The organism is Roseburia yibonii (assembly GCF_014297335.1).
In the GTDB taxonomy this organism is placed as follows: Bacteria; Bacillota; Clostridia; order Lachnospirales; family Lachnospiraceae; genus Roseburia_D; species Roseburia_D yibonii.
In genome coordinates, this window is record NZ_JACOQH010000012.1 from 1 (window position 1) to 13,928 (window position 13,928).

Here is a 13,928-nt window from a genome sequence, read left to right on the forward strand (position 1 = left end):
CCCTTCCCCTGAGGAAGTAAGACCCCTGAGAGAGTATCAGGTAGATAGGGCAGAGGTGGAAGTGCGGCAACGCATGGAGCTGACTGTTACTAATCGGTCGAGGGCTTGACCAAGAAACACTTGGCGAAAGCTGAGTGTAAGGAAGATTGAGGTTAGTGTTTCTGGTCGTTCGATGGACGAAGGACATCGGACTTCCGAAAGAAGGTTGAACGTTTTTCAAGGTCTGTGTGAAATTTTGAAAGTATATAGGGGCATAGTTCAGTTGGTAGAACGTTGGTCTCCAAAACCAAATGTCGAGGGTTCGAGTCCTTCTACCCCTGCTATCCAAAAGACTTGTGGAAATCATGAGTCTTTTTGTAATGATGAGAAAAATTGAAAGAAGTATTTTAGAATTAATTTATATTTTGGTCACAAAGTGGACAAAATATATTTGTATGATATATTTATCACAGATGAAGTGATAAGTATTTCATAAACTCTCCCCTCTGGAAAGGGCATTGTTCCGAGTATCGGAACGGTGTCCTTTTCCTTTCTGTAATAGCGATACAGAAAACATGAAAAATACTTGCAAATGTGATGAAATACAGGTATTTTTAAAGAGCAGGCAATTAGAAGAATGAAAGACGAAAAGGATGGAATGGAAAAATGAAAGAGTACAAGCTTGGAGATCTGCCGGAGAGCAGTTTACATATATATGGAAGAAACAGTGGCATTTTGGATCCGCTCACGCTATTTTGGACGGCGAGCGGCGTGGAAGTGTGCGTTAAGGCGAGCGAACTCTGGGTAGAGGTGGAAGCCGGGTATGATGTCTATGAGCCGTGGATCTCGATTTTAATCGATCATGTGCCAATCAGCAGGCAGATGGTGCAGAAAGGGAGATACTGGATACCGGTGTTTCGAAGTCTGGATAAGGAAACACTGCGCACAGTCCGGATTTCCAAAGATGTACAGCCGATGAGTGATGAACCGGGCAGTTTCCTTAAAATTCATGGCTTTCGGATAGATGGAGAATTTTATCCGGTGGAAGAAAAGAAAATGAAGATTGAGTTTGTGGGAGACAGCATTACCTCGGGAGAGGGAACAGAAGGGGCAAAGAGAGAGCTTTGCTGGTCTTCTATGGTGTTTGGCAGTGTGAATCACTATGCTTTTATGACGGCGGAGGCACTGGATGCGGATTATCATATTATCTCACAGAGTGGATGGGGTGTACTGTCCAGCTGGGATGGAAACCCGAAATGCAGTCTTCCAAAATATTATACACAGGTGTGCGGGCTCGCGGCGGATGGAGAGAACGCGGCTGCGGGAGCAGGAAAAGCATGGAATTTTAAGGCGTGGCAGCCGGATGTCGTGGTGATAAATCTTGGAACGAATGACGAGAGCGCGTTTTCACAGCCGGCTGTTTTTTATGATGACAACGGAAAGCTGTTTGATCAGAAACTTGATGCGGACGGATCGTATGAGGCAGAGTCGGCAAAGCGTCTGCGTGACGCAATGAAAGACTTTTTAAAGGAAGTGCGGCAGTGTAATCCGGCGGCAGAAATTATCTGGGCGTACGGAATGCTTGGTACGCCGTTAAAGGATCTGATTGAGGAGATGCTTGATGAGTATCAAAGGGAGAGCGGGGACGTTGCGGTTCGTTTTGTGGAACTTATACCGGCAACACCGGATACGATCGGATCGAGAGAACATCCGGGTGCCCGTTGTCACAGACAGGCAGCGGAGCTTTTGACTGCGGAGATCAAAAAGATTAAGAAAATTTAAGAAAGTATTTCGAATGCTTTTAGAATTTTGACATTGATTTTTCACAAACATAGCGTATCTTATAATTATCACCAAGACAGGTGATTCAATATATTATTATTTCTTCCCCATTTTCAGAAGCTGTGAGGCAAAAATCACAGCTTCTTTCAATATTTCTTTCTGTAAAAACAGAGAAAAGACTTAAAAATAAGGAGGAAACCAGAGAAAATAAGTTTATAGATTTTGTTTAAAATGATGAATAAATGGTTATTTTTTAGGCTATCATGCATAATGTAGTATGTTAAGTCGCAGGAAACAGGTGGATTCACATACAGACACGAATAAATTTTGGAGGGATAGAAAAAAAATCATGTCAAAATGCAAGAATTTTATCATTAAACAGAAAATGAGGGAAATTTGACAAGGATGAGAAAAAAGCGCATAATCGTAAAAAGTTTGGGATAAAAGAAATTTGTTTTGGAGTTTTATGAGTAGGAAGGTGAATGACATGTTAGAGCAGAAAATCAAACTGGCAGACAGAGAGGATGTTTCTGTCTTTGTAAAGGCAGCCGATAAATGTGATTTTGATATCGATATTTCATATGGTCGTATTTTGATCGACGCAAAGTCATTTCTCGGTGTGTTAGGGCTCGGGTTCTCCAGAGAACTTACGGTAACCTGTGGCGGCCGTGATGAGAACTTTGAGAATGTTTTAAGAAAATATGCAGTTGCGTAAATAAAATAGAAATAAATTGGCAGGCAGGATCACTTTGGTGGTTCTGCCTGTTTCTGTTATGGGAAAGCAAATCCGGTTTGGCTGTATGGGACTTTGCGCTTGCGGGAGAGAGTGAGCTGTTTTATACTGGAAGTCAGAGTAAAGGAGTTCGTATGGAAGAAAGGGAAAGAGAGCAGGTTCGGATTTCGGTGCGCAACCTGGTCGAATTTATTTTGCGTTCCGGAGATCTGGATAACCGTAAGGACAAGACACCGGATAAAAATGCCATGCAGGCGGGAGCTAAGATGCACCGGAAGATCCAAAAACGGATGGGAGTGGAATACCATGCCGAAGTACCGCTTCGGATCATTCTCGAAGAGGAACGTTATGAACTTGTGGTGGAAGGCAGAGCAGACGGGATCATTTACGGGGAAGATGACCGGATAACGATCGATGAAATCAAGGGCGTGTATATGGATCTTGCCGGTCTGACGGAACCGATCGGGGTACACCGCGCGCAGGCAATGTGCTATGCCTACATCTATGCGGTGCAGCATGACTGCGCACAGATGGGGATACAGATGACGTACTGCAATCTGGATACCGAAGAGATCAAACGTTTTTCCGAGGAAATCACATTGGAGGAACTGGAAATCTGGTTTTTAAATCTGATTGCTGCTTATAAAAAATGGGCGGATTTTTCGTATGACTGGAAAAAGATCAGGCAGGCATCGATCCAGGATCTGGAATTCCCGTATCCTTATCGGAGGGGCCAGAAAAAGCTGGTTTCAGATGTTTACCGCACGATCCGGCGCAAGAAGAATCTGTTTATCCAGGCTCCGACCGGAGTCGGCAAGACGATCTCCACGATATTTCCGGCAGTGCGCGCAGTGGGGGAAAATCTGGCGGATAAGATTTTTTATCTCACGGCAAAAACGATCACCGGAAATGTGGCGCGCGAGACGATCCAGCTTTTGATGGAACATGGTTATCAGGCAAAGACGGTGATGATCACGGCAAAGGAGAAGCTGTGCAAGTGTGAAGAGGTGGACTGCAATCCGGAGAGCTGTCCGTATGCGAAAGGACATTTCGACCGTGTCAATGATGCGGTATATGATCTGCTTTTGCATGAAAATATGTATACCAGAGAGGTGCTTTTAGAGCAGGCGGAGAAATTTATGGTCTGCCCGTTTGAACTTTGTCTGGATACGGCAAGCTGGGTCGATAATATCATCTGTGACTATAATTATGTATTTGACCCGAATGTGTATCTGAAGCGTTTTTTTGCGGAAGGGCTGAAGGGCGACTATATTTTCCTTGTGGATGAAGCGCATAATCTGGTCGAGCGTGGCAGGGAGATGTACAGTGCCACACTATATAAGGAAGATTTTCTGGCGGCAAAAAGAATTTTGAAGTCGCACAGCAAGCGCCTGGAGCAGGAGCTTGCAAAGTGCAATCAGATCATGCTGCGCTATAAGAGAGAATGTGACGATTATGAGATCCTGCCGGATGTCGGGGATCTTATCTTTGCGCTGATGCGGCTTGGCGCGGAGATGGATAAGTTTTTTCAGAGGAGCAGTGAGTTTACAGGGAAAGAGGAATGCCTGGAACTTTATTTTGATGTGCGGAATTTTTTAAATATCTATGACAGGGTGGATGAAAACTATGTGATTTATTCGGATTATGACGGGGATGGAAGATTTTTTATTAAATTTTACTGTGTGGATCCGTCGAAAAATCTGCAGGAATGTCTGGATAAAGGAAACAGTACGATCTTTTTTTCGGCAACGTTTCTTCCGATCGGATATTACAAAAAGCTGCTCAGCACGAAAGAGGACAATTACGCGGTCTATGCGGAGACGACGTTTCATCGGGAGCAGAGCCTGCTTGTTGTTGCCGGTGATGTCACAAGTAAGTACACCAGGCGGAATGAGACAGAGTATACACGGATGGCAGAATATGTGAAAAAAGTGACCGGGGCGCGGCAGGGAAACTATATCGTATTCTTTCCGTCCTATCAGTATATGGCGCAGGTCGCGGAAGTGTTTGAGCGGTTGAATGACGGGGAAGCGGACTGTCTGATGCAGACAAATGGAATGCGGGAGAAGGAGAGAGAAGAGTTTCTTGCAGAATTTGAAAAGAAACGGGAAAGATCGCTCATCGCCTTTTGCGTGATGGGCGGCATTTTCGGAGAGGGGATCGATCTGAAGAATGACCGGCTGATTGGCACACTGATCGTTGGAACCGGTCTGCCGCAGTTGTCTGACGAACGGGAGATCTTAAAAGATTATTATGACAGGAGAGAGGGAGACGGTTTTGCCTATGCCTACCGTTATCCGGGAATGAATAAGGTGCAGCAGGCAGCGGGGCGTGTAATACGGACGGCAGAGGATGTCGGTGTGATCGCACTGCTGGATGAGCGCTTTTTAAACCGTGAGAACAGAGATCTGTTTCCGCGGGAATGGGAGCAGTATGAGATCTGCTCCCTGCGGAACGTAGAAGCGTGCGTAAAGCGTTTCTGGGATAAAAAAGATGAGGAATCAGACCTCGGGAAGAAGCTTTAAAAATTCTTCGGTCGCGGAGGATGTCGGCAGATTCGGATTGATACTCGCCACAAGATGTCTGACCGGCATGGGCTCTTTGGTTTTTAAAATAATAAGATCCCTGGATTCTCTGGTCAGGCAGTAATCCGGAATAAAGGCAACGCCAAGTCCGATCTTTGCAAGGTCGATCAGAAGATCGTTACTGCTCAATTCGATTTCCGGGAGCAGCTCTAACTGATGCTGTAAAAACAGGTTGTGTAAAAATTCGCTCGTCGTACTTTTGCGGTCCAGCATCAGGATCGGATACTGGTTTAATTCTTCTAAAGAGACGGTCTGCTGTTTGAACGTAAAATGTGCCGGATTTACGATAAAAACATCGTGAAAATTAAAGACCGTCTTCTGCATATAGGAGTGTGTCAGTTTGGCATTTGGGAAATTGGTCACGATCAGATCCACTTTTCCCTGTTCTAAGAGATCTACGCAGCTCAACGAGGTGGCGTTGGTAACCTTGATCGGGACATTCGGGAATTTTTTGTGGAACTGCTTTAAATAAGGAACTAAAAAATATCGGCAGATCGTGTCACTGGCTCCGATGTGAAGCTGCCCGAGCCCTAAGATATTGGAATCGAGGAGCTGGTTTTCGCCGCGGCGGATCAGATTCATCGCCGGTTCTACATGCTTTAAGAGAATTTTTCCGGCGGGTGTGAGCTGGACTTTTTTTGTGCTGCGGATAAAAAGAGGCTGTCCGAGCTTCTTTTCCAGTGTCTTGATGGACTGGCTGACCGCAGACTGTGAGATGTAGAGCTGTTTGCTCGCTTCGGAAAAGCTCAGAGAAGTAGCGACAAAATAAAACACTTTATATAATTCATAATTGATGTCCATGATAAAATCTCCTTTGATTTTTACTGAATAATATTATAAGACCTGCTTATAAATATGTCAACGCATAACAATTAGAATGCCTTATAAAAAGAATTAGATATATTAATTATACTAATTTAAGAAGCTGTGTTATACTATGCTAAGATAAAGAAAGAAGATTGTACAGACAGCACATTTATGGAGGGATAAACATGAGTAACGTTAGACGCGTGTACGCAGAGAAGAAGAAAGATTTCGCAGTGCAGGCAAAGGAACTGCAGGCAGAGATCAAAAGCTACCTTGGCATTAAAACAGTTACCGGAGTACGGGTTCTGATCCGTTATGATATTGAAAATATTTCGGATGAGACTTATAAAAGAGCACTTGGTACTGTTTTTTCCGAGCCGCCGGTAGATGATCTGTATGAAGAGAACTTTGATCTGGAGGGTGGTAAGACTTTCAGCGTGGAGTTTTTACCGGGACAGTTCGATCAGAGAGCAGATTCTGCCGTACAGTGCGTAAAACTCTTAAATGAGGAAGAGAAACCGGTCATCCGTTCCGCAACAACGTATGTGATTTACGGTGATGTGAGTGATGAGCAGATGGAAGCGATCAAGAATCACTGCATCAACCCGGTAGATTCAAGAGAAACCGGTATGGAGAAACCGGAAACACTCGTAACAGAATTTGAAGAGCCGGCAGATGTAAAGATTTTTGACGGTTTTACGGCAATGGATGAGACAAATTTAAAGGAGCTTTATGACTCTCTTGGTCTTGCCATGACATTTAAAGATTTCCTCCATATTCAGAATTATTTTAAGAACGATGAAAAACGTGATCCGTCCATGACGGAGATCCGTGTACTTGATACTTACTGGTCCGATCACTGCCGTCATACTACTTTCTCTACGGAGTTAAAGGATGTAAAATTTGATGATGGATTTTACAAGGCACCGATCGAGGATACCTATAAGGATTATCTTGAGACACACAAGAATCTTTACAAAGGAAGAGAGGATAAATTTGTCTGCCTGATGGATCTTGCGCTCATGGCAATGAAGCGCCTGAAAAAAGAAGGAAAGCTGGCAGATCAGGAGGAATCCGATGAGATCAATGCCTGCTCGATCGTTGTTCCGGTAGAAGTGGACGGAAAGACCGAGGAGTGGCTTGTAAACTTCAAAAATGAAACACACAACCATCCGACCGAGATCGAGCCGTTCGGTGGCGCTGCAACCTGCCTTGGCGGTGCGATCCGTGATCCGCTTTCCGGACGTACCTATGTTTATCAGGCAATGCGTGTGACCGGTGCGGCAGATCCGACCGTATCGGTAAAAGATACCATGAACGGAAAGCTGCCGCAGAAGAAGATCGTGCGTTCCGCTGCACATGGATACAGTTCTTACGGAAACCAGATCGGACTTGCGACCGGCTATGTAAAAGAAATTTATCATCCGAATTATGTTGCGAAGCGTATGGAGATCGGCGCGGTTATGGGTGCGGCTCCGAGACGTGCGGTACAGCGTTTGAATTCCGATCCGGGCGACATCATTATCCTGCTTGGCGGTGAGACCGGACGTGACGGTTGTGGTGGGGCAACCGGTTCTTCCAAAGCACATACTACAAAATCCATTGATACCTGTGGTGCTGAGGTACAGAAAGGTAATGCACCGACCGAGCGTAAACTGCAGAGACTGTTCCGCAGAGAGGAAGTAAGCCACATCATCAAAAAGTGTAATGACTTTGGTGCGGGCGGAGTTTCCGTTGCAATCGGTGAGCTGGCAGATGGTCTGCGCGTGCAGCTTGACAAGGTGCCGAAGAAATATGCAGGTCTGGATGGAACGGAAATCGCCATTTCCGAGTCCCAGGAGCGTATGGCAGTCGTAGTCGCAAAAGAAGATGTAGATACTTTCTTAAAATATGCAAAAGAAGAAAACCTTGAGGCAACAGAAGTGGCAGTTGTCACCGAAGAGCCGAGACTGGTGCTGGTATGGAGAGGAAAAGAGATCGTAAATATCAAGCGTGCGTTCCTTGATACCAACGGAGCACATCAGGAGACCGATGTGGAAGTTGAGATGCCGGTCAAAGAGGATAATTATTTCAATGAGAAAAAAGTTGCGGATGTAAAGGATGCATGGCTCTCCATGCTTGCTGACTTAAACGGCTGTTCCCAGAAGGGACTGGTGGAAATGTTTGACGGTTCCATCGGTGCAGGCAGTGTATACATGCCTTACGGTGGTAAGTATCAGCTTACCGAGACCCAGAGTATGGTGGCAAAGCTTCCGGTATTAAAGGGAAAGACTGATACAGTCACAATGATGGCATATGGATTTGATCCGTATCTTTCCAGCTGGAGCCCGTATCACGGAGCAGTTTACGCAGTACTTGAATCTTTGTCCAAGATCGTGACTGCCGGTGGTGATTACCACAAGATCCGTTTTACATTCCAGGAATATTTCCGCAGAATGAGCGAGGATCCGAAGCGCTGGAGCCAGCCGTTTGCTGCACTGCTCGGCGCATACAGCGCGCAGATCGCGTTCGGACTGCCGTCTATCGGAGGAAAGGACTCCATGTCCGGTTCCTTTAATGAGATCGATGTACCGCCGACACTGGTATCTTTTGCAGTAGATGTGGCAAAAGAAGGTGACATTATCACACCGGAATTTAAGAAAGCCGGAAATCCGGTTTACTTATTTACCATGGAAAAAGACGCATATGATCTTCCGGTTTATGCACAGGTTATGAAACTGTACGATACCGTTCATACGCTGATCCAGAGTGGTGCGGTTGCAGCGGCATACGCGCTTGACGGAAAGGGAATCGTGCTTGCGTTAAGCAAGATGGCATTCGGAAACAAGCTTGGCGTAGCGGTAGATGCAAATGCAGTGACAAAAGAAGAACTGTTTGCGCCTGGATTTGGAAATCTTGTGCTTGAAGTAAAAGATGTGGCAAAATTCGAAGAGATCGTTGGCAAGTCAGAGATTGCGGATTCGGTAAAGAAGATCGCGGAAGTAACCGAAAAAGCAGCCTTTACCTACGGTGACGTGGAAATTTCCATGGACAAAGCACTGGATGCATGGACAGGCACACTGGAAAAAGTATTCCCGACCAGAGCAACGGAAGATAAAGAGGAAGTAAAGACCGGTTTGTATAAAGCAGATAAGGTTTATGTATGCAAGCATAAAGTCGCAAGACCGAATGTGTTTATCCCGGTATTCCCAGGAACCAACTGTGAGTATGACAGCGCAAAGGCATTTGAGCGCGCCGGCGCGGATGTTACGATCAAGGTATTTAAAAACCTTGAAGCGAAAGATATCCGTGATTCTGTAGATGAGTTTACCAAAGCGATCGATCAGGCGCAGATCATCATGTTCCCGGGTGGATTTTCCGCAGGTGATGAACCGGAAGGAAGCGCAAAATTCTTTGCAAACGCATTCCGTAACGCAAAGATGGCAGAGGCGGTCAATAAGCTGTTAAATGAAAGAGACGGACTGGCACTTGGTATCTGTAATGGTTTCCAGGCACTGATCAAGCTTGGCCTGGTACCATACGGTGAGATCAGACAGCAGACAGCAGATTCACCGACACTGACCTACAATACGATCGGACGTCATATTTCAAAGATGGTATACACGAAAGTGGTATCCAATAAATCCCCGTGGCTGGCACAGGCAGAGCTTGGAAAGACATACTGCAATCCGGCATCTCACGGCGAGGGACGTTTCGTAGCACCGAAGGAATGGCTGGATAAGCTGTTTGCAGAGGGACAGGTTGCAACCCAGTATGTAAATGAGGCAGGAAATCCGACCATGGATGAGGAATGGAATGTCAACGGTTCCTATATGGCAATCGAGGGTATCACCAGCCCGGATGGTCGTGTACTCGGAAAGATGGCACACTCCGAGCGTCGCGGAGATTCTGTAGCGATCAATATTTACGGCGAACAGGATATGAAGATCTTTGAGTCCGGCGTGGCTTACTTCAGATAAGAAGATTTTGTAAAGACCTTGTAGAGAGGAGAAATCCTTTCTATGAGGTTTTTTTGCATCCTGTTTTTGTATCAAAATTAAATTGAAAATATATCAGACATAGGTTATTATAATAAGGAAAAATCTTTTTATCTATTTTAAATAGTCAAATATGCAAAGTCTGCATGGAAATCCAATCAAAATTGTGAGTGTAAAGAAGGGGAACCGCTGTTTTTATTGAAATACAGTGATTTTTTAGAGTATAATAAAGGAGCAGGAATTTGAGTGTAAAAAGAGGAAATTTAAGGGCAGATACAGTCGTAAAGAATTACTGGCGCAACAATGAACAGTTTGCAGATTTCTTTAATGCCGTATTGTTTGATGGGGAACAGGTCATAAAGCCGGATGAACTGATCCCCGTTATCACAATTGTAGTCTATTATGGGGAAAAGTCATGGGATGGGGCTGCTTCTTTACATGAAATGCTTAATATTCCAAAAACAATGGAATCATTTGTCAATGATTATAAGATGCATTTGGTAGAAGCAAGAAAAAATGATCTGAAATTGCATAATATTAATAATCAGGATTTATTCAATCTGCTTGAAATCATATTGGACAAGAGCGCAAAATGGAATGTGATAAGAGAAAAGGCAATAAACTATGCAAGAAAGCATGAAGTGGAGAAATCTGTTATCATGACGGTTGCAGGAGCCGCAAATTGTAAAATGGATTACAATATGATGGAAAAGAAAGGGGATGCGGATATGTGTACGGTATTTGAAGAGACAAGAAAAGAGGGAGCAGCACAGGGACTTGCAGAAGGAGAAGCGAAAGGTATCATTAAAACCGGCTATGAATTTGGACTTTCAGAGGATGACATTCTGACAAGACTTCAGAAGAAGTTAAACATATCGTTACAGAAAGCACAGGAATATCTTTCCATGTTTGGAAAACAGACCGTGCAATCAGGGCAATTTTTATTAAGACGCCGCAAATCTACAGAAAAAATGGTGTATATTTGCAAAAACAGGCGGCCTTAGGAAACAGTGCGCCGGAAAGTATGCTTTGCGTAACTTATGCATGGAGAGGAGGCATGGCTGCGTGAGTATGGTTCCATATGTGATTGAGCAGACAAGCCGCGGGGAAAGATATCCAGTTGTACATCAACAGTCCGGGCGGTTCGGTTACCGCGGGCTTTGCGATTTATGATACAATGCAGTATATAAAATGTGAGGTGTCAACCATATGTATCGGGCTTGCGGCCAGTTTTGGAGCATTTTTGCTGGCGGGAGGCGCAAAGGGAAAACGTATGGCGCTGCCAAATACGGAAATCATGATACATCAGCCGGCAATCCACGGAAACGGTGTGCAGGGGCAGGCAACAGATATCAGAATCGTGTCCGATCACATACAGAAAAGCAAGCAGCGTTTAAACCGGATCTTAGCTCAAAATACAGGAAAAAGTTTAGAAGAGATAAAAAGAGATACCGAGCGGGATCATTATATGACTGCGCAGGAAGCGTTAGAATATGGTCTGATCGATCAGATCCTTGAGAAAAGGAGATAGAAGGTAACTATAAAATTTTCATAAAAACATGGAAAAATCATTGCATTTTCCGAAAAATTCCGCTAGTCTGTTATATAGAAAACAAGCAGGAAGTGTGATTGGTCATGAGAAAGAAAACGGCACGGATCCTCGGTGCGTTTGGGATCGCAGCGGCGGCAACATTGATTTTTCTGGCGAGCCATGAAGAGAAAAAAAACTCGGTAGTTAATAACTGTAAAGGTGTCACGATGACGATCGAGGACGGTACGGTGTCCGAGGACGGTCTGGTTTTGGATATCTGTAATGAGTCTGAGAATGAGCTCACGTTTGAGGAGGATTTTATCCTTGAAAAGTGGACAAAGGGGCAGTGGTACAAGATGCCGAGCCAGTCGCTTACCCATGACTGGGAAGATGAACCGTTAGTCGTGGAGCCGCACACAGTGGCGGAGGGAGCCTGTCCGGTCAACTGGCTGGAGGATTACGGGAAGCTGCCTAATGGACAGTACCGCCTGCTTAAAAAGTTTCAGACGAAGGACGAGACCGAATATGTGCTTGCAGTGACATTTTCGTTATAAAAGCAATCAAAGGGATGCACAGAGTGCATCCTTTCGTTGCGTTATGGGAAAGACATTTTGCTATAGATTCAGCCTATAGCCAGCTATGGGAAAATGTGTCTTGTCACCGTATGGCGAATTTAATATAATGAAAGAATATGAAGACTGGCCAAGTGCCGTTTACGGAAAATATACAAAAAGTGGGGAAAAGAGATGAATATTGCTGCGTATTTGAAGGAACATCGTCTGATCACGGATGGAGCGATGGGAACCTATTACCAGAAAAAATATAAGGATGAGCAGATTTTTGTCGAGCGGGCGAATACCGAGGCACCGGAGCGGGTGAAGGAGATCCATCTGGATTATATTGCCGCGGGCGCAAAACTGATCCGTACGAACACGTTTGCGACCAATACCATGTTTTTTGATACAATGGAGGAAGTGACCGAAAATATCAAAGCGGGTTATCAGATCGCGGAGAAAGCGGTGGCAGAAAGCGGCAGCGAAGTTTTTATCGCGGCGGACTTGGGACCGATCTATGATTCGGGAGAGGAAGCATATGAGGATGTGCTTGCGGAGTATAAGACGATCTGCGATACGTTTTTTGCGTGCGGGGCAAGGATCTTTTTGTTTGAAACGCTTTCGGATTTCGCATATGTATCACCGCTTGCGGCTTACATTAAGGAGAAGGGCGATACCTTTGTCATTGCGCAGTTCTCGTTTGACAAGAGCGGTTATACCAAATCCGGGATCAGCGTGAAGCGTGTGATCGAGCTGGCAGCGGGCGATGATGCCATCGATGCCTATGGTTTTAACTGTGGCGTGGAAGCGGCGCATCTCTATCAGCTGTTAAAAGATGCGGAATTTCCGAATGAAAAATATCTGACAGCACTCCCGAATGCCGGATATCCGGTAGTTTTGCGCGGGAAGACCGTATATTCGAGCAATGAAAGATATTTCGTTGAGATGCAAAAAAAGATCGAGGTACTTGGTGTGGATATTTTGGGCGGTTGTTGTGGAACCGAGCCCTCTTACATAGAAAAACTGGGACAGGCGTTAGAAGAAAGTCCGCGCGGGAAAAAGCGCATTGGGCAGATCGTGCCGGAAGCGGGTGAAAAATCGAGCCATGCTTTGGAAGAAAAATTCGCAAAAAAAGAAAAAGTATATATTGTTGAATTAGATCCGCCATTTCAGACAGATATCGCAAAAGTGATGAACGGTGCGAAGCTGCTAAAGGAAAATCAGGTCGATCTCATTACGCTTGCAGATTCCCCGATGGCGAGAGCCCGGATGGATGCCGGACTTCTGGCAGAAAAAGTACAGCGTGAAGTGGGAATTCCGGTTATGCCGCATATCTGCTGCAGAGACAAAAATGTGCTTGCGCTCCGTTCTACGCTGCTTGGCGATTATATGGCGGGCATCCGGCAGTTTCTGTTTATTACGGGCGATCCGGTTGCGCGCGAGTTTAAAGGAAAGATCTCATCGGTGTTTGATTTTAATTCGATCAAACTCATGAATTATGTAAAAGAAATGAATGCGGATGTTTTTGCGGAGGATCCGGTCTGCTACAGCGGCGCACTGAATTATCACGGGGTCAATGTGGATGCGATCATAAAGCGGATGCAGTTAAAGATCGCGGAGGGCTGTACGTTCTTTTTGACACAGCCGATCTATACGGATGCGGATGTGGAGCGTATCCGTTATATCAAAGAGCATGTGGATACCAGACTGATCTGCGGGATCATGCCGCTTGTCAGCTATAAAAACGCGCTTTTTGTCTGCAATGAGATGCCGGGGATCCATATCACAAGGGATATTGTGTATCGTTACGACAAGGAGATGACCAGGGAAGAAGCAGAGGCGGTCGCGACGCAGATCTCCGTGGAAACAGCGAAGAAACTGTATGACGTGGCAGATGGATTTTATATGATGACGCCGTTTAACCGGGCGGGACTCATCAGCAATATTATTACGGAAATCAGAAAAATAGGAGAGCGGTAA

At 45.2% G+C, this 13,928-nt stretch carries 8 protein-coding genes, 1 tRNA gene, 1 rRNA gene and 1 pseudogene; 10 read left to right on the forward strand and 1 reads right to left on the reverse strand.

Translation table 11 applies throughout. The annotated features are described in order from the left end of the window. The 5 genes from H8Z76_RS12765 to H8Z76_RS12785 all read left to right on the forward strand — a co-directional run. Positions 1-113 (forward strand): 23S ribosomal RNA (locus H8Z76_RS12765); the annotation flags it as partial. 134 nt (positions 114-247) lie between these two features. Beyond that, a tRNA-Trp gene (locus tag H8Z76_RS12770) sits at positions 248-320 on the forward strand. Between the two features lie 325 nt (positions 321-645). After that, on the forward strand, positions 646-1,761 hold the full coding sequence (locus H8Z76_RS12775; protein WP_186982730.1) for an SGNH/GDSL hydrolase family protein: 1,116 nt from the start codon (positions 646-648) through the stop codon (positions 1,759-1,761). A 487-nt stretch (positions 1,762-2,248) separates the two neighbouring features. Continuing rightward, complete coding sequence (locus H8Z76_RS12780) at positions 2,249-2,476, forward strand: HPr family phosphocarrier protein (protein ID WP_147619471.1); 228 nt, start codon at positions 2,249-2,251, stop codon at positions 2,474-2,476. A 152-nt stretch (positions 2,477-2,628) separates the two neighbouring features. After that, a complete protein-coding gene (locus H8Z76_RS12785; RefSeq protein WP_186982732.1) occupies positions 2,629-5,019 on the forward strand; it encodes an ATP-dependent DNA helicase in 2,391 nt (796 codons plus the stop codon). Here H8Z76_RS12785 and H8Z76_RS12790 read toward each other — a convergent pair. Beyond that, positions 4,996-5,880 carry a LysR family transcriptional regulator gene (locus tag H8Z76_RS12790; protein ID WP_022515007.1) on the reverse strand — a complete coding sequence of 295 codons (885 nt, stop codon included), beginning with the start codon at positions 5,878-5,880 and terminating at the stop codon, positions 4,996-4,998. The two genes, H8Z76_RS12785 and H8Z76_RS12790, sit on opposite strands and share 24 nt — an antisense overlap. 191 nt (positions 5,881-6,071) lie before the next feature. Between H8Z76_RS12790 and H8Z76_RS12795 the strand changes: the two genes are divergently transcribed. From H8Z76_RS12795 to H8Z76_RS12815, 5 genes and pseudogenes are all read left to right on the forward strand, one after another. Beyond that, the gene (locus H8Z76_RS12795) at positions 6,072-9,845 is read left to right on the forward strand and encodes a phosphoribosylformylglycinamidine synthase (RefSeq protein WP_186982734.1); all 3,774 of its coding nucleotides are present in this window, start codon (positions 6,072-6,074) and stop codon (positions 9,843-9,845) included. A gap of 260 nt (positions 9,846-10,105) precedes the next feature. Continuing rightward, entirely contained in the window at positions 10,106-10,867 is a 762-nt protein-coding gene (locus H8Z76_RS12800) for a hypothetical protein (RefSeq protein WP_243240556.1), read from the forward strand. 98 nt (positions 10,868-10,965) lie between these two features. Continuing rightward, positions 10,966-11,394, forward strand: a pseudogene (locus H8Z76_RS12805) (ATP-dependent Clp protease proteolytic subunit); the annotation flags it as partial. Between the two features lie 104 nt (positions 11,395-11,498). After that, complete coding sequence (locus H8Z76_RS12810) at positions 11,499-11,948, forward strand: immunoglobulin-like domain-containing protein (RefSeq protein WP_147619481.1); 450 nt, start codon at positions 11,499-11,501, stop codon at positions 11,946-11,948. 192 nt (positions 11,949-12,140) lie between these two features. Then, the gene (locus H8Z76_RS12815; protein WP_186982737.1) at positions 12,141-13,928 is read left to right on the forward strand and encodes a bifunctional homocysteine S-methyltransferase/methylenetetrahydrofolate reductase; all 1,788 of its coding nucleotides are present in this window, start codon (positions 12,141-12,143) and stop codon (positions 13,926-13,928) included.

Coding starts and splice junctions, on each gene's coding strand:
- H8Z76_RS12775 (WP_186982730.1), top strand. CDS start 646: ATGAAAGAGTACAAGCTTGGAGATCTGCCGGAGAGCAGTTTACATATA.
- H8Z76_RS12780 (WP_147619471.1), top strand. CDS start 2,249: ATGTTAGAGCAGAAAATCAAACTGGCAGACAGAGAGGATGTTTCTGTC.
- H8Z76_RS12785 (WP_186982732.1), top strand. CDS start 2,629: ATGGAAGAAAGGGAAAGAGAGCAGGTTCGGATTTCGGTGCGCAACCTG.
- H8Z76_RS12790 (WP_022515007.1), bottom strand. CDS start 5,880: ATGGACATCAATTATGAATTATATAAAGTGTTTTATTTTGTCGCTACT.
- H8Z76_RS12795 (WP_186982734.1), top strand. CDS start 6,072: ATGAGTAACGTTAGACGCGTGTACGCAGAGAAGAAGAAAGATTTCGCA.
- H8Z76_RS12810 (WP_147619481.1), top strand. CDS start 11,499: ATGAGAAAGAAAACGGCACGGATCCTCGGTGCGTTTGGGATCGCAGCG.
- H8Z76_RS12815 (WP_186982737.1), top strand. CDS start 12,141: ATGAATATTGCTGCGTATTTGAAGGAACATCGTCTGATCACGGATGGA.